General features: G+C 61.2%; 27 protein-coding genes. 10 read left to right on the top strand and 17 right to left on the bottom strand.

Annotated features, from left to right (window positions below; genetic code table 11):
- Positions 1-10: 10 nt before the first annotated feature.
- On the bottom strand, positions 11-397 hold the full coding sequence (locus tag QTL94_RS25585) for a hypothetical protein (RefSeq protein ID WP_289803465.1): 387 nt from the start codon (positions 395-397) through the stop codon (positions 11-13).
- 144 nt (positions 398-541) lie between these two features.
- Here QTL94_RS25585 and QTL94_RS25580 point away from each other — a divergent pair, with 144 nt between their 5' ends.
- The 3 genes from QTL94_RS25580 to QTL94_RS25570 all read left to right on the top strand — a co-directional run bounded on the left by QTL94_RS25580 (position 542) and on the right by QTL94_RS25570 (position 3,694).
- On the top strand, positions 542-925 hold the full coding sequence (locus QTL94_RS25580) for a VOC family protein (RefSeq protein ID WP_289803464.1): 384 nt from the start codon (positions 542-544) through the stop codon (positions 923-925).
- A 246-nt stretch (positions 926-1,171) separates the two neighbouring features.
- Positions 1,172-3,112, top strand: coding sequence for a methyl-accepting chemotaxis protein (locus tag QTL94_RS25575; protein ID WP_289803463.1), 1,941 nt, complete (start codon positions 1,172-1,174; stop codon positions 3,110-3,112).
- Positions 3,113-3,295: 183 nt separating this feature from the next.
- Positions 3,296-3,694 carry a VOC family protein gene (locus QTL94_RS25570; protein ID WP_065689702.1) on the top strand — a complete coding sequence of 133 codons (399 nt, stop codon included), beginning with the start codon at positions 3,296-3,298 and terminating at the stop codon, positions 3,692-3,694.
- Positions 3,695-3,751: 57 nt separating this feature from the next.
- Here QTL94_RS25570 and dxs read toward each other — a convergent pair whose 3' ends face one another.
- From dxs to QTL94_RS25550, 4 genes are all read right to left on the bottom strand, one after another.
- A complete protein-coding gene (dxs, locus tag QTL94_RS25565; protein WP_289803462.1) occupies positions 3,752-5,674 on the bottom strand; it encodes a 1-deoxy-D-xylulose-5-phosphate synthase in 1,923 nt (640 codons plus the stop codon).
- Between the two features lie 105 nt (positions 5,675-5,779).
- Positions 5,780-6,703, bottom strand: coding sequence for a pirin family protein (locus tag QTL94_RS25560; RefSeq protein WP_289803461.1), 924 nt, complete (start codon positions 6,701-6,703; stop codon positions 5,780-5,782).
- A gap of 130 nt (positions 6,704-6,833) precedes the next feature.
- Entirely contained in the window at positions 6,834-7,085 is a 252-nt protein-coding gene (locus QTL94_RS25555; protein ID WP_289803460.1) for an exodeoxyribonuclease VII small subunit, read from the bottom strand.
- Positions 7,086-7,087: 2 nt separating this feature from the next.
- A complete protein-coding gene (locus QTL94_RS25550; RefSeq protein ID WP_289803459.1) occupies positions 7,088-8,023 on the bottom strand; it encodes a histone deacetylase family protein in 936 nt (311 codons plus the stop codon).
- A gap of 155 nt (positions 8,024-8,178) precedes the next feature.
- Between QTL94_RS25550 and QTL94_RS25545 the strand changes: the two genes are divergently transcribed.
- Positions 8,179-8,580: an acyl-CoA thioesterase gene (locus tag QTL94_RS25545; protein ID WP_065689706.1), complete on the top strand. Its 402-nt coding sequence runs from the start codon at positions 8,179-8,181 to the stop codon at positions 8,578-8,580.
- Here the strand turns inward: QTL94_RS25545 and QTL94_RS25540 are convergent.
- The 3 genes from QTL94_RS25540 to QTL94_RS25530 are packed head-to-tail and all read right to left on the bottom strand — an operon-like array spanning position 8,577 to position 10,447.
- Positions 8,577-9,140, bottom strand: a complete 564-nt coding sequence (locus tag QTL94_RS25540; RefSeq protein ID WP_289803458.1) for a biotin transporter BioY — start codon at positions 9,138-9,140, stop codon at positions 8,577-8,579. The two genes, QTL94_RS25545 and QTL94_RS25540, sit on opposite strands and share 4 nt — an antisense overlap.
- Positions 9,141-9,164: 24 nt before the next feature.
- Positions 9,165-9,773, bottom strand: coding sequence for an energy-coupling factor transporter transmembrane component T family protein (locus tag QTL94_RS25535; protein WP_065689708.1), 609 nt, complete (start codon positions 9,771-9,773; stop codon positions 9,165-9,167).
- Entirely contained in the window at positions 9,773-10,447 is a 675-nt protein-coding gene (locus tag QTL94_RS25530; RefSeq protein WP_289803457.1) for an energy-coupling factor ABC transporter ATP-binding protein, read from the bottom strand. Before QTL94_RS25530 ends, QTL94_RS25535 begins: the two co-directional genes overlap by 1 nt.
- A gap of 158 nt (positions 10,448-10,605) precedes the next feature.
- Between QTL94_RS25530 and QTL94_RS25525 the strand changes: the two genes are divergently transcribed.
- Both QTL94_RS25525 and QTL94_RS28510 read left to right on the top strand, forming a co-directional pair.
- The gene (locus QTL94_RS25525) at positions 10,606-11,796 is read left to right on the top strand and encodes a winged helix-turn-helix domain-containing protein (RefSeq protein WP_289803456.1); all 1,191 of its coding nucleotides are present in this window, start codon (positions 10,606-10,608) and stop codon (positions 11,794-11,796) included.
- Between the two features lie 122 nt (positions 11,797-11,918).
- Positions 11,919-12,263: a KTSC domain-containing protein gene (locus QTL94_RS28510; protein WP_083199255.1), complete on the top strand. Its 345-nt coding sequence runs from the start codon at positions 11,919-11,921 to the stop codon at positions 12,261-12,263.
- A gap of 49 nt (positions 12,264-12,312) precedes the next feature.
- Here QTL94_RS28510 and ribB read toward each other — a convergent pair whose 3' ends face one another.
- The 3 genes from ribB to QTL94_RS25505 all read right to left on the bottom strand — a co-directional run bounded on the left by ribB (position 12,313) and on the right by QTL94_RS25505 (position 17,815).
- Positions 12,313-13,416, bottom strand: a complete 1,104-nt coding sequence (gene ribB / locus QTL94_RS25515) for a 3,4-dihydroxy-2-butanone-4-phosphate synthase (protein ID WP_065689711.1) — start codon at positions 13,414-13,416, stop codon at positions 12,313-12,315.
- A 10-nt stretch (positions 13,417-13,426) separates the two neighbouring features.
- Positions 13,427-14,524, bottom strand: coding sequence for a chorismate synthase (aroC, locus tag QTL94_RS25510; protein WP_289803455.1), 1,098 nt, complete (start codon positions 14,522-14,524; stop codon positions 13,427-13,429).
- A gap of 156 nt (positions 14,525-14,680) precedes the next feature.
- Positions 14,681-17,815 carry a bifunctional diguanylate cyclase/phosphodiesterase gene (locus tag QTL94_RS25505; protein WP_502944185.1) on the bottom strand — a complete coding sequence of 1,045 codons (3,135 nt, stop codon included), beginning with the start codon at positions 17,813-17,815 and terminating at the stop codon, positions 14,681-14,683.
- Between the two features lie 282 nt (positions 17,816-18,097).
- On the opposite strand from QTL94_RS25505, the gene QTL94_RS25500 reads away from it, so the two are divergent.
- Complete coding sequence (locus QTL94_RS25500) at positions 18,098-18,358, top strand: DUF1344 domain-containing protein (RefSeq protein ID WP_065689714.1); 261 nt, start codon at positions 18,098-18,100, stop codon at positions 18,356-18,358.
- Positions 18,359-18,365: 7 nt separating this feature from the next.
- Here the strand turns inward: QTL94_RS25500 and QTL94_RS25495 are convergent, their stop codons facing one another.
- The 4 genes from QTL94_RS25495 to QTL94_RS25480 form a co-directional block, all read right to left on the bottom strand.
- Positions 18,366-18,956 carry a histidine phosphatase family protein gene (locus QTL94_RS25495; RefSeq protein WP_289803453.1) on the bottom strand — a complete coding sequence of 197 codons (591 nt, stop codon included), beginning with the start codon at positions 18,954-18,956 and terminating at the stop codon, positions 18,366-18,368.
- 84 nt (positions 18,957-19,040) lie between these two features.
- A complete protein-coding gene (fabI, locus tag QTL94_RS25490) occupies positions 19,041-19,859 on the bottom strand; it encodes an enoyl-ACP reductase FabI (RefSeq protein ID WP_065689716.1) in 819 nt (272 codons plus the stop codon).
- Between the two features lie 122 nt (positions 19,860-19,981).
- Positions 19,982-21,151 (bottom strand): DnaJ C-terminal domain-containing protein, encoded by a 1,170-nt coding sequence (locus QTL94_RS25485; protein ID WP_289803452.1) that lies wholly within the window; start codon positions 21,149-21,151, stop codon positions 19,982-19,984.
- Positions 21,152-21,406: 255 nt separating this feature from the next.
- Positions 21,407-21,865, bottom strand: coding sequence for an RT0821/Lpp0805 family surface protein (locus QTL94_RS25480; protein ID WP_289803451.1), 459 nt, complete (start codon positions 21,863-21,865; stop codon positions 21,407-21,409).
- A gap of 66 nt (positions 21,866-21,931) precedes the next feature.
- Here QTL94_RS25480 and pdxH point away from each other — a divergent pair, with 66 nt between their 5' ends.
- Complete coding sequence (gene pdxH, locus QTL94_RS25475; RefSeq protein WP_113524304.1) at positions 21,932-22,552, top strand: pyridoxamine 5'-phosphate oxidase; 621 nt, start codon at positions 21,932-21,934, stop codon at positions 22,550-22,552.
- Positions 22,553-22,580: 28 nt separating this feature from the next.
- On the opposite strand, the gene QTL94_RS25470 is transcribed toward pdxH, so the two are convergent.
- On the bottom strand, positions 22,581-23,633 hold the full coding sequence (locus tag QTL94_RS25470; protein WP_502944184.1) for a polysaccharide deacetylase family protein: 1,053 nt from the start codon (positions 23,631-23,633) through the stop codon (positions 22,581-22,583).
- A 225-nt stretch (positions 23,634-23,858) separates the two neighbouring features.
- Between QTL94_RS25470 and QTL94_RS25465 the strand changes: the two genes are divergently transcribed.
- Together QTL94_RS25465 and QTL94_RS25460 are read left to right on the top strand one after the other, a co-directional pair.
- Positions 23,859-25,184 (top strand): D-alanyl-D-alanine carboxypeptidase family protein, encoded by a 1,326-nt coding sequence (locus tag QTL94_RS25465; RefSeq protein WP_289803449.1) that lies wholly within the window; start codon positions 23,859-23,861, stop codon positions 25,182-25,184.
- A 70-nt stretch (positions 25,185-25,254) separates the two neighbouring features.
- Positions 25,255-25,566: a nucleoside triphosphate pyrophosphohydrolase family protein gene (locus tag QTL94_RS25460; RefSeq protein ID WP_289803448.1), complete on the top strand. Its 312-nt coding sequence runs from the start codon at positions 25,255-25,257 to the stop codon at positions 25,564-25,566.
- A gap of 3 nt (positions 25,567-25,569) precedes the next feature.
- Here QTL94_RS25460 and QTL94_RS25455 read toward each other — a convergent pair whose 3' ends face one another.
- A complete protein-coding gene (locus tag QTL94_RS25455) occupies positions 25,570-26,067 on the bottom strand; it encodes a GNAT family N-acetyltransferase (RefSeq protein ID WP_289803447.1) in 498 nt (165 codons plus the stop codon).
- Between the last annotated feature and the right edge of the window lie 3 nt (positions 26,068-26,070).

Raw genomic sequence — 26,070 nt, 5'->3', positions numbered from 1 at the left:
GACGTCGCTATCAGCTCCAGGAATTCGTTCCGAGGTCCTTTTTGCCAACCATGACTTCGACCGATTTGTCGCCGGTCTTCACCCAGGTCTCGCAGATTTCCTTTCCGGCGTCCCGGCCGCCCTTCCACGTGCGGCAGAACTTGTCCTTCTTGATGGCCCACACGCCTTCTATCGGGATGACCTGCCCGTTGTCGAGCTTCACCTGGCCCTTTCCCTTGCCGTCCGCGCCAAGCGAGAGGGTGCCGGCATATCCCTTTCCGGGACCGCCGAGGATCAGCTCTTTGTCTTGGCCGAGCAGGGCCGTCAGCTCCTGGCCGGTCATCTTCTGCTTTTCAGCTGCGGCTGCGGCTCCGCCGATAAGCAAAGTGGCAGCCAGAACCCCGATGACGACACGCATGCCGATCCCCTCCGTGATTTATGGATCGCTAATATACATTCATCGAGTGAAGCCGGAAGAGAGATTCTTCACTGCTGAGTTGAAGTGGCCTATAGCGACCACACTAGCGCCACAGGCTCCTGATTCACCGAAAAGAGCGTTGTCATGAGTTTTGTAACGGCCGTCCTCGTTCATGTCGCCTCGATGTCCGAAGGCATGGCGTGGTATCGGCGGGCGTTTCCTGAGGCGGTCGTCGAGATCAGCGAGCCATCCGGCTTCGAATTCCTGAAGATCGGCCAGACGCAGCTGGAGATCGTGCCGGCTGACGAAAAGGTCGCCAGCGGCGCAGCCGGCTCTGTCGTCTACTGGTGGGTGGATGATTTCGATCAGGTCCTCGCGCATCTGCAGAGCGTCGGCGCCATTCTCTATCGAGGTCCCATGAAGATCGATGGAGAGCTCTGGATGTGTCAGGTCCGCGATCCCTGGGGCAACTGCATCGGCATCCGCGGACCGCTGGCCAAACCCAAAAACAGCGAAGTCTCACGATAACGCAATAGTGACTGGCGCGGTCGCCACCCGCGGCCGTGCCTGATCACCCGGCGTGTTGCACCGCACAATTTTTTAAATAAATCGAAAGCCTTGCCACCTATGGTTTGGCTGATTGCAGCGGTCCGTGGCCGCTTTTGCCATGATGGCCCTCAATCAGATCTGCCGATCATGTTCGCCGAATTACCAAAGTATGCCTTCGCATGCTCTGGCTTTGCCATGCCTGTGCGCTTCAAGAGAGATTGACTGATGTTGGCCAAGAACATGTCCCTGAACGGTAAGCTCGCCGCGACTTTCGCTGCGCTGATCCTTATCTTTCTATCCGTTTCCAGCTTTGTTTACTTCAAGGCGAATGTGGTTGCCGAAGCTGCCGTTCAGCAGAAGAAGTCGGAACTGCTCGTCAACCAGATCGACGATGCGCTGCAGGCGATGCTCGAGCAGGCCGTCAACCTGCGCGGCTTCCTGCTGTTTCGCAGTGACAGCACCTATGGCGATATTTTCGCGAACCGCGAGCGCATGCTGAAGGCGATCGATGCCGCACGGACGACGGCTGCCGGCAACGGTGATTTCGTCGGCCAGATCGACGCCATGCAGAAGGCCGCAGATCTCTATTTCCACCAGCTTGCCGAGCCGCAGTCGAAGGCGCGCAAGGAAACCGACATGCCGATCGACCAGATCGTCAAGATCGGCGTCAACGAGACCAAGGGTCAGCTCGACGGCTTCCGTCAGGCTTCCGCCAAGATCAAAGCCGCAGCCCGCGACGAATCGAATGCGCTTGCCGACAGCAAGGCGCAGGCGAGCCGGGCGCTGAACATCAGCCTGCTCACCGGCGGTATCGCCGCTGCCGCTGCTGCCGTCCTGCTTGCCTGGATGCTGTCGCGCAGCATCGTTCGCCCGATCGTCGGCATGACCTCCGCCATGGGCCGTCTTGCTGGTGGCCAGCACGACATCGACGTTCCGGCGCTTGATCGTCAGGACGAAGTCGGCCGCATGGCCCAGTCGGTTCTAGTCTTCAAGGATGCGGCGATCGAGAAGTTGCGCCTTTCGGGCGAAGCCGATCGCATGCGCAGCGATGCCGAGCGCCAGCGCCAGATGAGCGACGAGCAGAAGGCACGCGAGGAAGCGGAGCTCCGCTTCGCCATCGAAGGCCTTGCCGGCGGTCTGTCCGATCTTGCCAACGGCAATGTCGCCGTCCGCATCACGACGCCTTTCGCATCGCAGTTCGATCGTCTCCGCAACGACTTCAACAACGCCGTCGAGAAGCTGCAGGCTGCTCTTCAGTCGGTCGGCCGCAATGCGTCCGCCATCAACGCCGGCGCCGGTGAAATCCGTTCCGCTGCCGATGATCTCGCCCGCCGCACCGAGCAGCAGGCTGCGGCCGTCGAGGAAACAGCAGCCGCGCTCGAGGAAGTCACCACCACCGTTCGCGACTCCGCCAAGCGTGCCGAGGATGTCGGCCAACTCGTCGAGCGCACGCGCCTCGGTGCCGAAAAGTCCGGCGATGTCGTCCGCAAGGCCGTTGCCGCCATGCAGGAAATCGAGAAGTCGTCAGACGCGATCAGCAACATCATCGGCGTGATCGACGACATCGCGTTCCAGACCAACCTTCTCGCCTTGAACGCCGGCGTCGAAGCCGCGCGTGCGGGCGAAGCAGGCAAGGGCTTTGCCGTCGTCGCGCAGGAAGTGCGCGAGCTCGCGCAGCGCTCGGCAAATGCCGCCAAGGAGATCAAGGCGCTGATCAACACCTCGGGCACGCAGGTTAATGCCGGCGTCTCGCTGGTTGACGAAACCGGCAAGGCGCTTGCCGAAATCGTCGGTGCGGTCCAGGAGATCAACAAGCACGTCAGCGCCATCGTCACCGCAACGCGCGAGCAGTCGGTCGGCCTGCAGGAGATCAACACCGCCGTCAACAACATGGACCAGGGCACGCAGCAGAATGCCGCCATGGTCGAGGAGCAGACGGCGGCGAGCCATTCGCTGGCACAGGAAGCAGGCGCTCTCGACGATCTGCTCGGTCAGTTCAATCTCGGTCATGCCCGCGCTGAAGCGCCAAGGGCGGCGGTCGCCAGCCCCGCGTCCCGCCCGGTCGCATCGCCGGCCCGCGCACTGACCCGCACGGTCGCCAAGGCCTTCGGCGGCGGCAGGGCTGCAACGGCAGCCGCGGTTCAAGAAGACTGGACGGAGTTCTGAGCTGAAAAGCAGTGACTGAGAAAGAGAAGCCACCTTCTCTAATTCGCCAGTGACTTGAACGCGGAAATCTGTACCTACGAGAAACGGGAAACGCTCGCAGCAAGCCGCTGCGAGCGTTTTCGTTTTCCGAAACCTGTTCTACGGTGTGATGGAGAAACCTACGGAATAGGAGATTGCGGACGCATGCTTCATCACATCTCTTTCGGCGTCTCGGACATCGAACGCTCAGCGGCGTTCTACGACGCCGCTCTAGCGCCTCTCGGCTATATTCGTGTCTGGGAGGATCTGAGGCCCGGAGAAGCGGATCAGGCCGTCGGTTACGGAATTGGTGGCGGCGGCGATAAGTTCGCGATCAAATTTCGTCCGGAGGGCCAGCGCCCGCCGGGGCCCGGCTTTCATCTGGCCTTCGCCTCCACGAGCAGACGAGCGGTCGCCGATTTTCATGAGGCCGCGATCGCACATGGAGGCATCGATAACGGGTCGCCTGGTCTTCGTGCCCATTACGGACCACATTACTTTGCGGCCTTCGTGGTCGACCCGGATGGTCACCATATCGAAGCCGTTTTCAATTCTCCTGACTAGCCGCAAGAAAGGTCAAAGGGCAGCGGGAGCTTTTCTCCGGTTGATGACGACGCCGGACTAGCCGGCGGCGCCGACGCCGAACGCTGCAGGGCGTCCAAGCACCCGGAAGACGGTCGAGACGATCCCGGCGCGGTCGAGACCGGCATGGGCGTTCATCACCTCGGGCTTTGCCTGCTCCATCCAGATGTCGGGCATCACAAGCGAGCGGATTTTCAGGCCGTTGTCGAGCAGCCCGTCAGCCGACAGGAACTGCATGACCTGGCTGCCGAAGCCGCCGACAGATCCTTCCTCGACGGTGATCAGGATTTCGTGGTGGCGGGCAAGCTGGCGGATCAGGTCGTGATCGAGCGGCTTGGCGAAGCGCGCATCGGCAACCGTCGTGGAAAGACCGGCCGCATCCAGATCCTCGGCGGCAAGCAAACAGTCGGCAAGGCGGGTGCCGAACGACAGCAGCGCCACCTTTGCGCCTTCCTTGACGACGCGGCCCTTGCCGATCTGCAGGATCTCGCCGCGAACGGGCATTTCGATGCCGACACCTTCACCGCGTGGATAGCGGAACGAGATCGGGCCGGCATCATAAGCGGCGGCAGTGCGCACCATGTGCTTCAGCTCGGCCTCATCGGATGCCGCCATGACGACGAAGCCGGGCAGGGTGGCGAGGAACGCCGTATCGAACGAGCCCGCATGCGTCGGACCATCGGCACCGACGAAACCGGCGCGATCGATCGGGAAGCGAACCGGCAGGCCCTGGATCGCCACATCGTGGACAACCTGGTCGTAGGCGCGCTGCAGGAAGGTCGAGTAAAGCGCGGCAAACGGCTTGAAGCCCTCGGCGGCAAGGCCGGCCGCGAACGTCACCGCATGCTGCTCGGCAATGCCGACATCGAAGCAACGGGATGGGAAGATGCTGGCGAGCTTGTCGAGCCCGGTACCATTCGGCATGGCGGCGGTGATGCCGACGATCTTGTCGTCAAGCTCGGCTTCCTGCACCAGTGCTTCGGCGAAGACGCTCGTGTAGCTCGGTGCATTCGGCTTCACCTTCGCCTGCGCGCCGGTGATGACGTCGAACTTGTTGACGCCGTGATACTTGTCGGCTGCGGCTTCCGCCGGCGCATAGCCTTTGCCCTTCTGCGTCACGACATGGATCAGCACAGGGCCTTCCGCATGGTCGCGCACATTGCGCAGCACCGGCAGCAGGTGTTCGAAGGAGTGACCGTCGATCGGGCCGATGTGGTAAAAACCCATCTCCTCGAACATGGTGCCGCCGGTCACATAGCCCCGTGCATGCTCGACGGCGCGGGTGATGGCACGGTCGACTTTCTTGCCGAGATAGGCCGTCAGTTTCTTGCCGAAATCGCGGAAGCCCATGTAGGTGCGCCCGGAGGCAAGACGTGCCAGATAGGCGCTCATCGCGCCGGTCGGAGGCGCGATCGACATGTCGTTGTCGTTGAGGATGACGATCAGCCGGGCGTCGAGCGCGCCAGCATTGTTCAGCGCCTCATACGCCATGCCTGCCGACATCGCGCCATCGCCGATCACGGCGATCACGCGGCGGTCGGTCTTGTCGAGATCGGAGGCAACGGCCATGCCGAGGCCGGCGGAGATCGACGTCGAGGAGTGAGCAGCGCCGAAGGGGTCGTATTCGCTTTCGGCGCGACGGGTGAAGCCCGAGAGGCCGTCTTCCTGGCGCAGCGTGCGGATACGGTCGCGACGACCGGTGAGGATCTTGTGCGGATAGCACTGATGCCCGACGTCGAAGATCAGCCGGTCTTCGGGCGTGTTGAAGACGTTGTGGATGGCGATCGTCAGTTCGACGACGCCGAGGCCGGCCCCCAGATGTCCGCCGGTCTTGGATACCGCGTCGATCATTTCATCCCGGACTTCGCGCGCCAGCTGCGGCAGATCGCGATCCTCCAGCTTTCGGAGGTCGGCTGGATAGGTAACCTTATCCAACAGCGGCGTCTTCGGCGGTTGTGTCACGGGTGGGTGCTCTTTCTTGTCATTCTTGGGCAGGAAGCCTTTAAGGCATAAATTGCGGTGAAAAAAGTCGATTTCAAGAACCGCAGACTCCCTTTCTAAAGGAGATCAGCCTTCGGGCAAAGGTATGAATTCTTCCTCATCCCCTGGAACGATGTCGAACTTGCCGGTCCGCCACTCTTCCTTCGCCTTCTCGATGCGCTCCTTCGAGGAGGAAACGAAGTTCCACCAGATGTACCGCTTCGAGTTCAGGGCGGCACCCCCGAACAGCATCAGGTGACAGCCCTGACTGCCGGCTTCGAGCGTGATCTGGTCGCCGGGACGGAAGACGAGCAACTGATCGGCGGCAAACTTGTCGCCGGCGACGATGAGGTCGCCTGACAGGACATAGGCAGCCCGCTCTTCATGTCCGGCGCCGAAAGGAAACTTCACGCCGGCCTCGAGGCTGATGTCCGCATAGAGCGTATCCGAAAACACCTTCACCGGAGATTTCATCCCCTCGAAGTCGCCGATCACGACGCGCCCGCGGATCCCGCGTTCGTCGATGACAGGCATGTCGCTTTTTTCGGTATGCGTGAAGGAAGGATCGATCTCTTCCTTGTCGTCGGGCAGCGCCAGCCATGTCTGCAGGCCGGACATCAGCAGTGGGTGACCGCGCAGGTTATCGGGTGTCCGCTCCGAATGCACGATGCCGCGTCCAGCCGTCATCAGGTTGATATCGCCGGGACGGATGACCTTCTCGGTGCCCAGGCTGTCGAGGTGGCGGATTTCGCCGTCGAAGAGATAGGTGACCGTCGAAAGCCCGATATGCGGATGCGGCCGCACGTCGAGCGCCTCGTTCGGCTTCAGGATCGCCGGCCCCATGCGGTCGAAGAAGATGAATGGCCCGACCAGACGGCGATCGCGCGTGGGCAGCGCTCGGCGCACCTGGAAGCCGCCAAGGTCGCTGGTACGGGGAATGATGAGGTTTTCGATGGCGTCACACGCGAAGGCGTCGCCGGGCAGGGGGTCTTTACCAGGGAAGAAAGACATCGCAGGTCTCCGATGAGCGTTGCGCTTACGCTAACCCTAATGATCGCGTCGAACTAGGAAAACTTGTCGCGCGGGAAAGGACGCTGCGTTCACCGCAGCGACGTCGTCACATCCGGTGCAGGGAAATGGCTTACGCGCCGTCCAGTGGATCGACGCCCTGCGGCTTGCCAGCGCGGTCGAGGCGAATCTTTTCGATGCGGTTTTCGGCGGCCGAAAGCAATGTTTCGCAATGCTTCTTCAGCGCTTCGCCACGCTCGTAGATCTCGATGGATTCATCCAGCGCCACGTCGCCGCGTTCCAGGCGGGCCACGATGCTTTCAAGTTCGGCAACCGCCTTCTCGAAGGAAAGACCGGAAACCTCCGGCTTGACGCTGTCAGTCATACTCAACCCTTCATCATTCTGAGAATATGCAGGCCAGCCGATTCGGCGAGGCCTTCGAGATCATAGCCACCTTCCAGCAGGCTGACGACCCGGTTTCCGGCACTTTTGTCTGCGACCTCGAGCAATCGCCCGGTCGCCCAGTCGAAATCCTCGCCGACGAGATTGATCTGCGCCAGCGGGTCGCGGTGATGCGCATCGAAGCCTGCCGAGATGATGATCAGGTCGGGCCTGAAGTCGAAAAGCGCCGGCAGTACCCGCGACTTGAACGCCTCGCGAAAATGATCGCTGCCGACATTGGGCGAGAGCGGCGCATTGACGATCGTTCCGTGCTTGCCGCTTTCGTCCTTCGCCCCGCTGCCGGGATAAAGCGGCATCTGGTGCGTCGAGCAGAAGAGAACCGAGGGGTCGTCCCAGAAGATGTCCTGCGTGCCGTTGCCGTGGTGTACGTCCCAGTCAACGATGGCGACACGCTCGGCCCCGTACACTTTTTGCGCATGGCGGGCGGCGATCGCGGCATTGTTGAAGAAGCAGAAGCCCATCGCCTTCGATTTCTCGGCGTGGTGGCCGGGCGGTCGCGATGCGACGAAGACGTTGTCGGCTTTTCCGGTGAAGACGTCATCCACCGCGGCCATCGCCGCACCGACGCCCGTCAAGGCCGCCTGCAGGCTCTTCGGGCTGGCATAGGTATCGGCTTCGAGCTGATTGATCTCGCCGTCTTCCTCGGGAATCTGACGCATGACCGCCAGCAGATGCTCCTCCGGGTGCGCGAGGAGAACGGCATCCTCGTTCGCCTGCGGGGCCTGCTTGCGATCGAGCGGCGCGAAATTCGGATGTTCAAGCGCGACGTTGATCGCGCGCAAACGGTCGGACCGCTCCGGATGACCGTCGGGCGTGATGTGATCGAGGAAGATAGAGTGCTCGTAAAGGCGGGTGCTCATATTTCTACTGTATCGATCGGTCCCGTCGCGTTCTACAGCAGATGGCGCGGCACCGCAGGATTTCAACAGTCGCGCGATCCCGCCTACCTCGTATCGTCGCGTTTACTTCACCTTATCCCGGCATTACTGTCGCGGCAGGGGGAGATTTCGGCAACATGAACTCGACGACGCGCTCGAATACCGTGCACATGCATGTTCCGTTTCGCGATGTGGATATGAACGGCCAGATGTTTCTGGGGTCCTATATCTCGCATGCGGAGTCTGTGCTGGCGATTTTCTGGTTGTCCCGCCCCAAGCTGGCGGACGAGCCGCTCTACGTTGCCAGCAAGGTGACCTGTATCCTTCACCGTCCACTGCACTATGACGAAAAGGTCGTCTTCACCGCCTCCGTCGACAAGATCGGCGTCCGTTCCGCCGGCTTCAAGATCGCGGCCGATGCAGGCGGCGAGCGCGCCGCCGAGGTCGAAATCATCTGGCAGGCGCAGGCGCCGGAAGATCGCTCCCCGGTTCCTATTCCCGAGGAGACGCGCGACTGGCTTTATAGCTTCATCGATTAGCTTCTGACCGGCAGCAGTGGATAGCCTGCCAATACCGCGCGACCGACGAGGGCGGCGACGAAGGCCTTGAGGACGTCACCCGGGATGAAGGCCATCGAGCCGAAGAAGGCGGCGCTGAAGCCGATCTTTGCCACAAGCGCGAGATAGATGATGCCGCAGGCATAGAGAACGACGATGCCGCCGATCATTGCGGCCAGGAAGAAGCCGACAGTCTGGCGCGTCGCACCCTGTTCGGCCTGCACGAGCCGTTCGCTGAGGTAGCCGGTGGTGAAAGCCGCCAGGACCCATCCGATCAGGAAGCCGGTCGTCGGCGCGGCAAAGGCGGCCAGACCGCCGCGACCGCCGGACAGAACGGGCAGCCCGATCGCCACCAGAACCAGCACGATCAGCACGGCGATCGTACCCCGGCGCGCGCCCAGCACCACGCCGGCCATCATCACGCCGAGCGATTGGGCGGTGATCGGTACGGGAATGAAGCCGAGCGTGATCGGCGGCAACATGCCGAGAGCCACGATGATCGCGGCGAAGAGGGCGCTGAGGACGAGGTCGCGAGTGCTCATGAACGACTCCAAATTGACGAACTGCTAATTGACATGCCGCCGAACGCCGCGGGCGTCAATCGCCGCCGCGATGTTATCCGCATCTCGCAGCGTCAGAATGATCAGCGGGACCAGTATGGTTGTCGGCTTCATCTTGATGCCGCGCGCTGCATGCGCCTCGCGGATCGCCTGGTAGCGGTTGACGATATCGGGCACGAACCGGACAACTAGGCCGACGGCCAGACCCACGTCATCGGCGCGGACCAGACGCACACGCTCGAGAGGACGGGCGAGCGCGGTGATCTCGTCGATGAACTGGGTGATGGTCGTGGTTGCGGTCACGCTGGCCGCAAAGAGCATCAGCGACGTCAGCCGCAACAGGGAAACGATCGCGGCGTGCCATGGGTTGAAGGCAAGGCTGAAGACCGCGACGATGAGGATCGTCAGGAACACCGGCTTCAACCGTGCAAGCGCCTGGCGAAGCGGGCCGCCGGCACTGAAGTAGATCGCAGCCGTCGCGATGACCGCGAGAACGAGCGGCGGAATGCTCGTCGTCGTAAAGAGAACGACGCCAAGGGCTGCAAGCACAATCAGCTTCAATCGTGCTGGAAGCCGATGCATGACGCTGCTGCCTTCGACGAAAAGCGATTGCATCAGCCGACGATCTCCCTGTACCGGCGGATCGCGGCGGCAGCCGGCTCGTCGGCCACGAGCCTTGCCTCGTGGAACACCAGCACGCGTGGATAGGTCGCCACGAGATCGAGATCGTGGGTGATGACAATCGCGCTCTCGGGCAGGCTGTCGATCAGGTTTTGCACCAGACCGCGATTCCTGAGATCGAGCTGATTGGTGGGTTCGTCGAGAATGAGGATCTCAGGGCCGGTTGCCAGGACGGAGCAGAGCGCGGCGATCTGCAGTTCGCCGCCGGACAGCTCGTGCGCGCGCCGATCGGCAAGGTGCGTCGCGCTGAAACGCTGCAGCACGCTTTCGACCCTGGCCTCGATCTCGGCTTTCGGGAAGCCACGGCTTTTCAGCCCGAACGCGATGTCATCACGCACGATCGGCAGAATGATCTGGTTCTGGGGTGACTGGAAGATGAAGCCGACATCGGTGAGGACGGCTTTTTCATCCGCCGTATAGCGCCCGTTGACGCAGACGCGCCCGGCAGTCGGCTTGGTCAGGCCATTGACGAGACGCGCAAACGTCGTCTTGCCGGAGCCGTTGAGCCCGATGATGCCAATGCGGCTTTCGGTCAATTCAAGCGTCAGCGGATGCAGTGCAACGCGCGCGCCATAGGTGACGCCAGCGCCTTCGAAGCGGATATTCAAGCCTGCCCCCTTACATTCAAGGCCGTTCTATAAATGAAAGGGGCGCATTGAAAGCCGAAAAATGCGGTTGACGGCAGCACCTGATCCATCTTTCCTCTCGCAACGGCCATCGTACATAACGGGTGGCTAGGAACATTTTCCGGATTAATGTGCTTGGTATGACGAAACTCATTTCGAATTCCGATGCCCGCCGTGTCTTTCTCGCCAAACAGGGATTGAGCGCGCCACCGAAGACGGCCTTGACCAAACCAGGGCTGTTGAAACTGATCGAGGATATCGGTTTCGTGCAGGTCGACAGTATCCAGACGGTCGAACGCGCGCACCACCAGATCCTGTTTTCCCGCAATCAGACCTACAAGCGCGAGCATCTGACGGCGCTTCTGGAAAAGGACGGCGCGCTGTTCGAGCACTGGACGCACGACGCCTCGATCCTGCCGAGCGCATTCTTCAAGTATTGGAAGCACAAGTTCCGGCGACAGGAGAAGGTGCTGATCGAGCGCTGGCGCAAATGGCAGGGTGAAGGCTTCGAGCACGCGTTCGACGAAACCTACGAGCGCGTTGTCGCAAACGGCGCCATCCTTGCCCGCGACATCAAGGCGGACGGACACGTTTCCGGCGGTTGGTGGAACTGGCATCCCAACAAGACCGCGCTCGAATATTACTGGCACACCGGTAAGTTCGCGATCGCCGGTCGGTCGAACTTCCAAAAGATCTACGACCTCGTCGAGCGCGTCATACCGGCCGAATTCCATGAGCCAGAGGTGAGCAGCGAGGAGTTCATCGATTGGGCTTGTCGGAGCGCGTTGGCGCGGCTGGGCTTTGCAACGCATGGCGAGATCGCGGCCTTCTGGGATCTGCTCTCCTCTGACGAAGCGAAAGCCTGGGTCGCGGCACATCGCGACGAATTGACGGAGGTGCTGATCGAGCCTGCCTTGGGCGGCAAGCCGCGGCCATCCTGGGCATTCACAGACCTGCATGCGGAGCTGGAGGCTGCGCCAGCCGCACCGCCGCGTATCCGCGTCCTCAGCCCGTTCGATCCGATGATCCGCGACCGCAATCGCACCGAGCGCCTCTTCGGCTTCTTTTACCGTATCGAGATTTTCGTACCGGAGCCGAAGCGCGAATACGGCTACTACGTCTTTCCGCTGCTGGAAGGCGATCGTCTGATTGGCCGCATCGACATGAAGGCGGACCGCAAGCGCGGCGTCCTAGACGTCAAGCGGTTGTGGCTGGAACCGGGCGTGCGGCCGTCGACAGGCCGTATCGAAAAGCTGCATGCCGAGCTCGACCGATTGGCCAGGTTCGCCGGCGTCAATGAGGTCGTGCTGATGGACGGCTGGCAGGGCTGATCGAGGCCTGAAGCTAGACGGCATTTTACGAAATATCAACGCAATTACAGAGCGTTAACGTTGAGACGGGTTTACTATGCTTGTCTTGAACTTCTTAAGGCCCGGCTGCGTACGATGGCGTCATGAACACACGAGCCATCAAATTCGCCGTTCGGACGGCGCTAAACAGCCTTCGCCGTGAAGTGAGGGCCTTGCTGCGCAAGCGGCGCGATGCGCGCGCCGCCACGATCATCACCCGCGCTGGACGTGAGGCAAAGATGGAGCCGTTGACGGTGAAATCGACGCTGATCGACGCCGTCTATTTCAGCCAGGAGGATGGCCGGCTTCGCGTCTGCCTGAGCAATGGCCAGGAGCGGCAGTTCGAAGGCGTTGCCGAATCCGAGGTGATCGCCATGGTCACCTCGCAATCGCCGGGGCAATACTACCTCGAAAACGTCCGCGGACGCTTCAAGCGAATCGCGGCCTGATAGACCGGAGCCGGCTGCTTGTCGGCACCGCCGGTCCGAGTGTCTCGCCTCAATAAATCTCGGTCTTGGCGATCTTGATGCCAAAGCCTTCGAGGCCGACGTAGTGGCGTTCGCGGCTGGTGAGCAGCTTGATCGACGAGACGCCAAGATCCTTGAGGATCTGTGCGCCGAGACCGATTTCCAGCCATTCGCTTTCGCGGCTCTGGGCTTCGGCGTGCTCTTCGCGACCCTGCGAGCGCGCCTTCCGGCCGTTGTCGTGGTGACCGACGCCAACCGAGCCTTCGCGGAGATAGACGATGATGCCGCGACCTTCCTCGGCAATTCGCTTCATGTAGTGATCGACAGGACGACGGTTGCCGAAGATGTCTTCGGCAACGCTTTCAGGATGCAGGCGCACGGGAATGTCGATCCCGTCCCGGATGTCGCCGAAGACGACGGCGAGATGCTGCATCGGATCCCAGGGCAGGGAATAGGTATGTGCCTTGGCCTTGCCGAACGGGGTTTCGATGTCGAAGCTCGTTCCGAGTTCGATCAGCGTCTCCTTGCGCTGGCGATAGGCGATGAGGTCGGCAACCGAAACGAGCTTCAGCCCGTGCTGTGCGGCGAAATCGACGACTTGCGGGCCACGCGTGACCGTACCGTCGTCGTTGACCAGCTCGCTGATGACGCCGACCGGGGGCAGACCGGCCAGCCGGCAGAGATCGACGGCGGCCTCGGTGTGGCCGGAGCGCATGAGAACACCGCCTTCGCGGGACACGAGCGGGAAGATGTGCCCGGGGCGGACAAAATCGGCGGCGCCGACATTCGGGTTGGCGAGGTTGCGAACCGTAAGCGTCCGATCATCGGCGGAGATGCCGGTCGTCGTTCCATGCTTGAAATCGACGCTGACGGTGAATGCCGTGGTGTGCGCGGAGTCGTTCTCCGCCACCATGGCATTGAGGTTCAGGCGCTTTGCCTCTTCCTTCGGCATCGGCGTGCAGACGATACCGGAGGTGTGGCGAACGATGAAAGCCATCTTCTCAGGCGTGCAATGCACCGCCGCGACGATGAGGTCGCCTTCGTTTTCACGATCATTATCGTCCATGACAACGACGATCTCACCGGCTTCGAAGGCTCTGATCGCGTCCACGACGCGCTTCTGATCGTAGGACATTGATCGGTTCCTATTTCAAGCGGCCGGTCTGGCCGCGGTCACGAAGGTAGTGGTCGGCGATGGCGCAGGCGACCATGGCCTCGCCGATCGGCACGGCGCGAATGCCGACGCACGGGTCATGACGACCCTTGGTGCGAATATCGACGTTCTTGCCGTCCGCATCGATCGACTGGCGTTCCGTCAGGATCGATGATGTCGGCTTGATGGCAAAACGGGCAATGACCGGCTGCCCGGTCGAAATGCCTCCGAGAATGCCGCCGGCATGGTTGGACAGGAACAACGGCTTGCCGTCGTTGCCCATGCGCATTTCGTCGGCATTTTCCTCGCCGGTGATTTCGGCGGCTTCAAAGCCGTTGCCGATTTCCACGCCCTTGACGGCGTTGATCGACATCAGAAGCGAGGCGATATCCTGGTCGAGCTTGCCGTAGATCGGCGCGCCGAGACCTGCGGGAACGCCTTCGGCCACAACCTCGACGACGGCGCCGATCGAGGAGCCGTTCTTGCGGATACCATCGAGATACTCTTCCCAGACCGGAACGATGTCGGCATCCGGCGCGAAGAACGGGTTCTTGCCGACCTGTTCCCAATCCCAGTTCTGGCGATTGATCTTGTGCTTGCCGATCTGTACCAGCGCGCCGCGCACTGTCACTCCGGGCACGACCAGGCGGGCAATACCGCCGGCGGCGACGCGGGCGGCCGTCTCGCGGGCGGACGAGCGACCGCCACCACGATAGTCGCGGATGCCGTACTTTACGTCGTACGTATAGTCGGCATGGCCGGGGCGGTACTGGCGGGCGATTTCGCCGTAATCCTTGGAGCGCTGGTCCGTGTTCTCGATCATCATCGAGATCGGTGTGCCGGTCGTGATCATCGTCTCGCCGTTTGCATCCAGCATCACGCCGGAGAGAACCTTGACGAGATCGTCCTCGCGCCGCTGCGTCACGAAACGGGACTGGCCGGGCTTGCGCTTGTCCAGCCATACCTGCAGCTCTTCGAGCTTGAAACGGAGTCCGGGAGGGCAGCCGTCGACAACGCAGCCGAGGGCAGGGCCGTGGCTTTCGCCCCAGGTGGTTACGCGGAAAAGGTGACCGAATGTATTGTGCGACATATGTTCCGACCGGATCGCGCGCCGGCCGTCACCGGGCGCGCCTTTCTTTGAAAAGCGCGACACTCATAGGCCAAAAAGCCGCGACGGCAAACGGCTTTCTTTGCGCAAAACGGCTGTCCGGGGGAAATGCTGTCTCCTCGGATTGCGAACGACGGGTTACGACGCAAGCCGCCAGGAGGTTGCGGTGGCCGCGGCCGTGAAGTCTTCGAAGGACAAGGGCCGCGAGAATGCATAACCCTGCAGCAGGTCGCAGCCGAGCTCAAGCAGCAGGTTCGCATGTCCCGCCGTCTCGACCCCTTCGGCAATCGTTTCAACGCCGAGCGAACGGGCGATGTCGATGATGGAACTGACGAGGGCGCGCTCCTGCGGGGAACTCATGATCGGCTGTACGAGCTGCCGGTCGATCTTCAGCCGCTTCGGCTTCAGTTTCAGAAGGCTGACGATCGAGGTATGGCCGGTGCCGAAATCGTCGATCTCGATATCGATGCCCAGCGCCTTGATGCGTTCGAGATTGTCGGCAGCGACGTCCTCGCTCTCGTCGAGGAAGATCGATTCCACGAGTTCGAAGGAAATCTCGCCGGGCTGGATCTGCAGGCTTCGCAGGGAGTGTACGAGGTTCTCGTCGTGCAGCCGCCGCGCCGAGACGTTGACCGATACCTTAGGAATGACGATGCCGCGTGCGGCCCACAGCATCTTGTCGTGAAGCGCCTTCTCCAGCACGATGCGGTCAAGCGCCTGCACGACATTGATCTCGTCGGCGATCTTCAGGAACTTGTCGGGCGTCAGGATGCCCTTGGTCGGATGGTGCCAGCGTACCAGCGCCTCGACGCCGGTCAGGCGCATCGTGCGTGCGCAGAACTGCGGCTGGTACCAGGCCGTGAATTCGTGATTCTCGATACCGGACAGGATCTCGTCGGCCATCCGCTTGTTGTTGATGATATCGGCCTGGAGATTGTGGTTGAAGAACTCGTAGCGGTTCCTGCCCTGGCTCTTGGCTCGATAGAGCGCGATGTCGGCATTGATGAGCACCTTGCGCGCATCGACATGGAGGCCGTTGGCGAGCGCGATACCGATCGAAACGCCGCAACGGCAGGCGAAGCCCTGGAAATCGATCGGCTGGCGCATCTCCTCGATGATCCGTCCCGCGAGTGCGGCCATTTCCATGTCGCTGGTGTTCTGCGCAAGGATGACGAACTCGTCGCCGCCGATACGGGCAACGATGTCGTCTGCCCTCAGGTTTCTCGATAGAACCCTGGATGCGTGAATAAGCATCGCATCGCCCGCTGCGTGGCCAAGGGTATCGTTGATCTCCTTGAAGCGATCCAGGTCGATGTGAAGGATGGCGAACTTCTGGCGCGTGCCCCGGCCATCGGCGGTCAGCCCTTCGAGCGCGATATCGAGCTTGCGACGATTGGCCAGCGCGGTCAGGGGATCGTGAAGCGAATTGTGCTCGATCCGGCTCTTGGCGAGCTCCAGTTCCCGGTTTTTGGCGATGGCGTCGTCTTTCGCCGCCTTCAGCTGTGCCGTCATCAAGGCGTCTTCGGTCACGTCGAAGGCGACGCCGATGATCTTCAGCTGCCCGCTCGGCGTCTGGTGGACCTTGCCGGTGGAGCGGACGTAGCGGACACCGCCATCTTCTGTCGGCACGCGGCAGATAAGCGTGTGGGTATCGCCCAGTTGCCGGAAGTGACGCGCACTCTCGATCGCCAGTTCCCGATCTTCGGGCAGGATGCACGAAAGCCACGTCGGTTCGAGCATGAAGCCGGTGCGCGGCTCCAGGCCATACAGCTCATGCATGCGCTCATCCCAGAGGGAGCCTTCCTCGCCAAGCGTGGCTTCCCAGATGCCGCATTGATAGGAATCCAGCGCGAGATCGAGCTTGCCCGACAGCTCCGCCAACTCCGCCTCGCGGTGCGAAAGCTCGTCCAGCGCAAGTTCCAGCTCAGCGTTCTTGATGTCGCTGGTGTCCTTGGCGCGGCGCAGGATCTCTGCGGCCTCGGCGTCAACAGTGACATCCCACACGATGCCGATCGTTTTGCCGGCGCCGTCGCCGTCGGTATAGGACGAGCCGACCGAGCGCAGGTGGCGGACGCTGCCATCCTCGAGGACGACGCGGTATTGCGCCGTGTAGGAGGAGCCGTTGGCGTAGTCGTTGAGCAGGTGAACTTCCGCAATGCTCCGATCTTCCGGTGAGATCGCGTCGAGCCATTCCTGCAACGAGTGGCTCCCATCCTGCGGCGCCTTGCCGTGAAGGGCGGAAGCCTGGGCATCCCAGTAGAGGGCGCGACCCTGGTCGTGCAGCTCCCAGATGCCGATGTTCGACGTTTCCAGCGCCAGGTTGAGCCGCTGTGACAGCTCCAGCAAGGTTGCCTCTCGGGTCTCGAGCTGCCTGATGTTGCGATTGCGCTCACCCAGCAGCAATGTCGCGAAGAAGACCGGAATTATGGTGGCGCAACCGGCGACAAGGATGATCACGCGGAGCGAAAACTGGTTGTCGGGTACCGCGTTCCAGCCGTCCTTCGGCACCGCGGCGATCTCCCAGCGCCCGCCGGCAAAGCTGATCTTGCGGGTCATCGGCTGCTTCGCGAAGATATCCGGCGAGCCGAAGAATGGCGCTTGCCCCGCGTATGGAAGCCCGAGGTCCCGTACGGCGAGAGAAAGATGGTCGAGATGCGGATACTTTTCCTGGTTCTCGCTGTTGCGTGCCGGTCGGAGACCGGTGTTCTCGTAGAACATGTTCTGGTCGATCACGACCTCGACGGCTCCCCAGACGCGGCGAGTGCCGTTTTCCTTGACGAAGACCGGGAAGAATATCGCAAAGGCATCCGTGCCTTCCGAATCCTTGAAAGGACCGTAGAACCGTGCCTGCTGGTCGCCGGTATTGCGCGCCACCGATTGGCGGGCGAACATGAATTCACGCACGTCCTTTCCAACGCGCGCTTTCGCGAACGTGGCGGGAAAGACCGAGCTGACTGTGAAGTCCGGTGCGATGGCGATCTGCAGGAAATGGGGGTTCTGGATGAGTAGCCAGTTTGTCTGGCGCTCCAGTTCCTCGAGATTCACGCCGGAATTGATCGCCACCATATTGGCGAGGTCGCGCACGACAGTAACGTCCATGTTGATCTGCGCGGAGATACGGGCGCGAATCAGACTTGTTTCGCTTTCTGTACGGATACTCAGTTCGCGCAAATGCGCCTCAGTATTGGCTCGGTCGAGAGCAATGCCGACAATGACGACGATGGCCGCCACGATGCCCGAAACCAGAAGGGATATGCGAGTTTTCCTGAACATGCTCCGCAACATGTTGCCGTCGGCCTGGCGGAATAACAAAACACAGTCTCCCATTTGCTGAAGAGACTTTAGGTAGAAGGAGTTAATTTACGATTTCGTTGAAAATGACTTTGGCTTTGCGCCGACGCATTTTGGGGTGGTTAAGCATTGCTATTGAATATTGTTAAAATGCGATTCACCAATGAGGCGTTGAAGGTCACTCTTCAGGGCAACTTTCGCCATATTCGGGAGATTATCTGTGAGCCGTTGGATGTTTGAGTCGTGCTTTCGAGGAATGCTGTCATGCGGTTTGTAGTTGCTACGCTTTTGGCCACAGCGAGTTTTCTGTCGCCGATCAGTTCCTTTGCCGAGAGCGCCGATGTCGAGGCGACGATCAAGACGGTCGACATGACCAATCTCAGCCTGACGCTGGACGACGGGAAGACCTACCAGGCGCCCGAGGAGTTCAATTTCGAGGGGTTGAAGGCAGGCGTGAAGGTCATCGTCTTCTACACCGAGGTCGACGGCAAGCGCGTCATCAACGACCTCGATATCGTTCAATAACTGCCGCTCAGATCCAGCCGATCAGCTTGTCGGCTGTCTCTATCTTCAGGATACGGTCCTGCGGGATTTCGCCTTCCGCCGCTTCGTCCTTCGGGACATCGGCAATCGTGCGGAAGAGACTGCGAATGACGCCGCCATGCGTCACGCACACCGTCGGACGGTCGACGGAATTCAGCCAGGACGCAACGCGCCACGACATGATTTCGTAGCTTTCGGCATCGTCTCCGGGCGGAATGAAATCCCACTTGTTGAGATTGCGCTCCGTGATCCGGTCGCGCGACGTGGCCTTCAATTCCTTGATCGTGTGGCCTTCCCAGTCCCCGAAGGAGACCTCCACCAGTCGTTCGTCGGTGCGGTAGTCCGCGGGCGCTAGGTTCATCGCGCCGCGCATGATTTCCATGGTGGTGCGCGTGCGCCCGAGCGGGCTGGCAACGAAATCGAAGGGAATTGCTTCGACCTTCAGGATTTCGGCAAGGTCGATGCCGTTCTGTCGGGCCTGTTCGCGACCGATGGCATTGAGCGGAATGTCCTTCTGCCCCTGGAGGCGGCGTTCCGCGTTCCAATCGGTCTGGCCATGTCGAATAACGTAGATAAGCAAAGATCGGCTCCGTATTGCGCACGGCCCCTGATCGCTAGCGCGAAACAGAAGGGGCCGCGAGCACGACGCAGTAAAGGAGTGCGATCAATCCTTTATGACGGAAATATCCGGCGCGTCCACCGCCTTCATGCCGATAACATGATAACCGCTGTCGGCGTGGTGCACTTCACCGGTAACCGAGCGCGAGAGATCCGAGAGCATGTAAAGGCCGACATCGCCCACTTCTTCGATGGTCACGGTACGGCGCAGCGGCGCGTTGTACTCGTTCCACTTCAGGATATAGCGGAAATCGCCGATGCCGGACGCAGCAAGCGTCTTGATCGGGCCTGCCGAAATGGCGTTGACGCGAATGTTCTTCGGTCCGAGGTCGACGGCCAGATACTTGACGCTCGCCTCGAGCGCTGCCTTGGCGACACCCATGACGTTGTAGTTCGGCATGACCTTCTCGGCACCGTAATAGGTCAGCGTCAGCATCGAGCCGCCGTCCGTCATCAGCTTCTCGGCGCGACGTGCAACCGAGGTGAAGGAGAAGACGGAGATCTGCATGGTCTTGGCGAAGTTGTCCGCCGACGTATCGATGTAACGGCCGGTCAGTTCGTCCTTGTCGGAGAAGCCGATGGCGTGCACGATGAAGTCGATCTTGCCCCATACCTTTTCGATATTGTCGAAAACGGCGTCGATCGATGCTTCATCGCTGACATCACAGTGGCCTGCGAGAATGCCGCCAAGCTCTGCTGCAAGCGGCTCGACGCGCTTCTTCAGGGCGTCGCCCTGGTATGTAAAGGCAACTTCGCCGCCCTGCGCATGAATAGCTTTGGCAATACCCCACGCAATCGAGCGATTGTTGGCAACGCCCATGATGACGCCGCGTTTGCCTGACATGAGGCCTGATGCCTGAGCCATATTTTGCCCCCTAAGGAAATTGATCGATCCTGCCTATGGCATAGGCTGCTAAGCGGTTCAAGATTGGCCGCAATCATCAACTGTTAGGGAGCGTAATAAAGGGTGCTCTTGTCACCGAAATTTCATAAAAACAGCCCGTTCTTCATGCTGCGCATGAGATCGGTGACCTTGTCGTCCGGCTTTTCCCACAGGATTATGCGCAACTCGACGACGAGATCACCCTTGCCGCCTTCGCCATTTGCGAGCCCCTGACCGGTGATTCTAATCGTTTTATCCGATCCCGACCATGCGGGCACGGTGACGGTCAACGCACCATTCGGGCCGTCGATGCGAGCTTCGGTGCCGAGCACCGCGTTCTCTATCGTGACCGGCAGGACCGTGTGAAGGTCGAAGCCGTCCACCGTAAAGCGGGGGTCGGTGGCGATATGGATGTTCACCACCGCGTCGCCGCGTTGCATGCCGACGAGCTTGTGGCCGTGGCCCTTGAGCCGCACCTGGTGTCCTTCGGTCGTACCCGCCGCCAGCGAGAAACCGGCTTCCCGGCCTTCGCCGAGGTCGACATTCACCCAGTTGCCTTTCAGGATGTCGTCGATGGTCACCGTCGCGGTCACGATCTGATCGGGCGCCTTTTCGGGGGCAGGGGCGGCGCCGCTGCTGCCGGTGAAGCGGCGAACCAATGATGTCAGCAGGCTGAGCGGCTGCAGAATTGCCGAAGTGGCGGCTGCTGCCTCTTCCGCCGTCTGTTCGGCCTCGGTTGGCTTCGCGGCATCGGCAGGCTTCTCGGTGGTTGTCGTCCCGGGCTCCGGGCGCTTTCCTGCGGTGAAGCCCTGGGCTCGAGCACCGCCACCTGCGGCGCGAGCCTGCGTTCCGAAAATTCGTTCGATCATCTCTTCGGCAGGTTCGGCAGCGCCGGCCTGCTGTTGTTGCTTCGCCGCATCGGCTGCAGCCTTCTGGGCGGCAGCGCGGGCAAGCTCTTCCATCACGCGCTCGGCGTTTTCCTGCGCCGCCTTGGCGCGAGCCGCAGCTTCGCGAGCGGCCTGCCGCTGCTGCATGATGGTGTTTTCGTTGCTCTTGGCTTCGGCCATGCGCGCGGCATTGTCGAAGAGGCTCCGCTTCTTGGGATCCTTCAAGGTGTCGTAGGCGCGGCCGATTTCGGCAAAGCGCGCGCCCGCCGTCGGGTCACCCTGATTGTGGTCGGGATGAACCGCCTTGGCCATGTTGCGCCAGGCCGCCTTGATTTCATCCTGTCCCGCGTCGCGCCTGACGCCCAAGATCTTATAAGGATCGCGCATGTTTAAACCGCCGGTGTCCGATACGGTGCGCCCTGTTCTTGCCGGGCACCCGAAGCCTATACAACTCATCTGGTGTGCCACCTCCTGCTTTCCCAGCAGAAAATGAACGCGCCAATTGAGATGATCGTCGGGTAAAGTTGCTAATCAGTCCTTATTTCGCCGATTGCCGTTCGACGGATTTGCGCCGAATGGTTAGCCTTTTGCTAAATCTTGAAGCAAAGTGGCGCCTGCGCCCGTCCCGCAGGACGCGGGAAATCAGCTTTCCGGCTGGAAGCTCAGGAGCTGCCAGTTGCCGCCGCCGACGAGGCATGTCTTGCCGTAGAACTTGGCAATTCCGACATAGGAATGTCGCGTGGTGCGAAACTGCCGGCAAACCTGACCGGCATCATTGTTCTCGACGATCGTGTCGATCACGCCGGCGCTGCCGGTCGAGGCGTTGGCCCAGGCGAGCGGGCGGCCTTCCAGGCGTTGGATGTCCGCGGAGGTCACGGCGTTTCCGACGGTCATTTCGTCGGAAATCGAATCGCTCGTGGGTGCAGGCTGCGGCACCGTTCCGGTGGCGACCGAACGGTCGACCTTGGCGCTGCTGAACATGTCGAACCCGCTCGACACGCAGCCGCAGAGAGAGAGCACCGTCATGCCGACAATGCAGAAGGCCGCGCTTCTACGCAGCAAGCCCTTTGTATGACGAACTGACTTTGCTATGACTTCCACCCTGCGTCCTGTCCAGTTGTAAAGATCTGGGCAAATCTCGAATAAACCCGGGGCATTTGAGCTAATATGTCGGCAAATGAGTTAATAAGCAGTGACTTCACGGAACGAAACGAACCGTTCGATCTTTTTGCCGACTGGCTGAAAGAGGCGGAAGCATCGGAGATCAATGACCCGAATGCGGTTGCGCTTGCGACGGTCGATAACGACGGCCTTCCCAATGTCCGCATGGTTCTCCTTAAGGGATTCGATCAGGACGGTTTTGTCTTTTACACGAATTTCGAGAGCCAGAAAGGCCAGGAAATTCTCGGACAGAAGAAAGCCGCCATGTGCTTCCACTGGAAGACGTTACGCCGGCAGGTAAGGCTGCGTGGCCCTGTGGAAATCGTAACGGACGACGAAGCCGATGCCTATTTCAAGACCCGCGCGCGCGGCAGCCGCATCGGCGCATGGGCCTCGAAGCAGTCGCGACCGCTCGAAAGTCGATTCGCTTTGGAGAAGGCGGTAGCCGAATACACCGCCCGATATGCGATCGGCGAGATTCCCCGCCCGGCGCACTGGTCCGGCTTCCGGATCCGGCCGGTCTCCATCGAATTCTGGAAGGACCAGAAGTTCCGTCTGCACGACCGCATCGAATTTCGTCGCTCCTCGCCGGATGGCGATTGGGCAAAGGTGCGGATGTATCCTTAAGGTCGACGCATAGCCGACCACCTGGCCTCTATCCCCGATTGCCCATGAGCTTCAGCGGGATGCCCGAGGCAAGGCCGGAGATATAACGCGTCTTCTGATAAAGACCGTTGATGGACAGCCTCGGAAGGTAGGCGATGTTTTGCAGCGATCGCTGCGTCACGACACCGGGCTGTGTCGTGACGGCGACCGCGAAGCCGAGGTCGCGGGCGATCATGGCCTGGCGCTCGCCGACGGCCTCGCGGGTGCCATAGGGATAGGCCAGTGACAGTGGCCGCTTGCCGGTGATCGTTTCGACGTAGTCGCACGAAACCGCCATCTCGTCCCGAACATCAGCATCGGACAGACGCGAGACCGCCCTGTGGCTGACGGTGTGGGCGCCGAGCGAGGCAAGCGGGCTCGCCTCCAGCAGATTGAGTTCGGGTGGTCCCATCACGAGGTCGTCGACGATCTCGCGGGCATCGATCTCGTGTCTCTCGGCCAGTGCATCGATCGCGGTGACCACTGCCGCTTCATCATTGCGATGCAGATACTCCGCAAAGCGCGCAAAGGCGCTGGCCTTCGCCACCGACGTGGCGAGATCGATCATCTCGCTGCCATTGCCGAAGTCGAAGGGAAGCTTGTCTTCCTTGCGCAGCAGTGCTGCCAGGGTTTCCCACCAGATCGTGTGGGTTCGCTCGGCCAGGCCTTTCGCGACAAAGATGGTAAAAGGCGCCTGATGTCGCTCGAAGACGGGTAGGGCATAGACGAGATTGTTGCGATAGCCGTCATCAAGCGTAAAGGCCGCGAATGGCTGGCCCGGTTTTGCGTCAGCCAACAACGCAGGCACGTCGTCCAGCGCGACGAACCGATAGCCTTCGCTCTTCAGCTGCCGCAACACGGCATCGAGGAAGGCAGGGGTGATTTCCAGATGCGCGTTCGGCGCAAACGCATGGTCTTCGCACGGGCGGACATGGTGCAGCGTGAAGATGGCGCCACGGCCACGCGCGTCGCGCATCAGCCCCGCCGCACGCAACAGGTTGGCTGCCTCGAGCCCGCCTGTAATGGCGATTCGTTTGGCAAGCATTCCCGCGCTCGCTCTCATCTTTGTCGCCTGCCTCCCGTTTTGAGGGCGAAACTACCAATCCCCAGGTTAAGTCTTACTGAACGCCGATATTTCGTGTGTGGGCTTTACGGTTTTTTCACCATGAAGGATAAAACTTGACAAAAATGGTATCAGTTGCCGCAAAGTCGCTCCAAATAGGCGCCTTCTGTAGCGGAACGGGACAATCCGAATGGCGCCGGTCGTTCGATCTTTGAGGGGAAGTGCATGAATAAGCTGTTGGCCGCGATTATGACCGCGACGCTCGTCGTCGTGGCGCCTCTGTCGGCGATGGCAGGCAGCGCCTCCCTGATCCTCGATGCCAGAACCGGCAAGGTTCTCTCCGCTGAAAATGCCGACGTGCTGAACCATCCTGCGTCGCTGACGAAGATGATGACAATCTACATGGCCTTCGAAGCGATCAACCGCGGAAAGATGACCTGGGATACACCGATCGTCATGTCGAAGTATGCCGCTTCACGGCCGCCGACCAAGCTCGGCGCGCGGGCAGGCACGTCGATCACCGTGCGTGAAGCGATCCTCGGCATGATCACCAAGTCCGCCAACGATGCGGCCGCGGCGATGGGCGAGAAGCTTGGTGGATCGGAAAGCAATTTCGCACGCATGATGACCGCGAAGGCACGCCAGCTCGGAATGAGCCGCACCGTCTTCGTCAACGCCTCCGGCCTGCCTGACAACCGGCAGATCACGACGGCCCGTGACATGTCCACGCTCGCCGTTGCATTGATGAAGAACTACCCGAACGAATACCGTCTCTTCTCGACCGTGAGCTTCAATTTCCGTGGTCGGACGATCCGGGGCCACAACAATCTCATGTATCGCTACCAGGGCATGGACGGCATCAAGACCGGCTATACCAACGCCTCCGGCTTCAATCTGGTCAGCGCCGTCAAGGACGGCAACCGGCGTGTCGTCGGCGTAGTGCTCGGCGGTCGCACCGCCCGCAGCCGCGACGACAAGATGGCTGGCCTTCTCGACAAGTATCTCGGCCGCGCTTCCTCTGCCGGCAGCGCCAAGCTGGTGGCCAGCGTCAATGCGCGCCAGCCGGTGGAAGTCGCATCCGCCGCTGATGACAGCGATTTGCCGTTGCCTGCCACGGCGCCGCGCGTCGCGAATGTCGCCCCGGCCGCGCCGGAGATTGCCCGCAGCGAGCTTGCACCGCAGGCGCTCGGCTATCTCGGCGACACCGTTCCGCAGGAGCGTCCGTCGGCACTTGACGCCGTGACACCGTCTGCCAAGCGTGCCCCCTCCGCAAAGTCGCTCGGATCAGTCGCATCGACCGGCGACTGGCAGATCCAGATCTCCGCCGCCCCGAGCGACGAAGCCGCCCGCGCGCTTCTTGCCCAGGCCAAGTCCGAAGGCGGCGCCGCGCTGAAGTCGGCCAACCCCTTCACGGAAGCCGTCGGCAAGGGCGCCAACAAGGTTTATCGCGCCCGCTTTATCGGCTTCCCGAGCCGCGACGCGGCGACCTCGGCCTGCGATGCACTGAAGAAGCGCTCCTACGACTGCATGCTGCTGCCCGACCACGGCTGAACCGCTAACCCATCCGACTGGACATTGCCGCTGAATCAGGGTTCTCCTACGTAAACGAAAGGAGAACATGATGCTGGATGATCTTACCCTAAAGTTCGAACGGGCCTCGAGTGCCTATGCCGGAGAAAACGGCATCACCCGCGATGCCGACTGGTTCCTGCTGAAGCTTCAGGAAGAGATGGGGGAACTGACCCAGGCCTGGAACCGGGTAAGAGGACGAGGGCGGCCCAAGGGGCGTTCCGGCGAGGACATGGCCCGCGACCTCGAAGATGAAGCCGCCGATGTGCTCGGCCATATCCTGCTCTTCGCGCACCGCAACGATCTCGATCTCGCCGCGGCGATCAAGCGCAAGTGGCGGTTTTCCCTGGATGAATCTCTCTGATCTTCAGGTGGAGCGGATGCGCAGCCTGTAGAATTTGCTGTCGACGGCCATGATAGGGAAGCTTGGCGGCAGTGCGCTCTTCTCGACTTCTACGAAGCCGTTCTTCTCGTAGAAGCGATGCGCGGCGAGAAACTTGTCTGTCGTCCCGAGATAGATGTCGGCAAGCCCCTGCGTCTCGGCGTGCCGCACCAGCGCGGCCAAGAGCGCCGTGGCCACCCCGCGTTCGCGGCCGCGAAAATCCGCCGCCACGAACATCTTGCGAAGTGCTGCCTGGTCGTTGCCGATATCCTTGAGGCCGATCGTGCCGACCACGGTCTCGCCTGAGGTCGCCACCCAGAACTGGCCCTTGCCCGACTGGTAGAAATCAGGAATGGCCGCGAGGTCCGGCTGGTCGGCGGCCGTGATCGCGATCCCGAACTCCTCGCTCTGGATCGGAAGAATTGTCGAGATCACGCCGTCCTTGTCTGACGGCACGAAGGGGCGAACGCGAATATCTGTCATCAG

Origin of the sequence: Rhizobium sp. S96, from assembly GCF_030382195.1 — a bacterium.
GTDB lineage: Bacteria > Pseudomonadota > Alphaproteobacteria > Rhizobiales > Rhizobiaceae > Rhizobium.
This window is presented reverse-complemented; position numbering and strand designations above follow the sequence as displayed.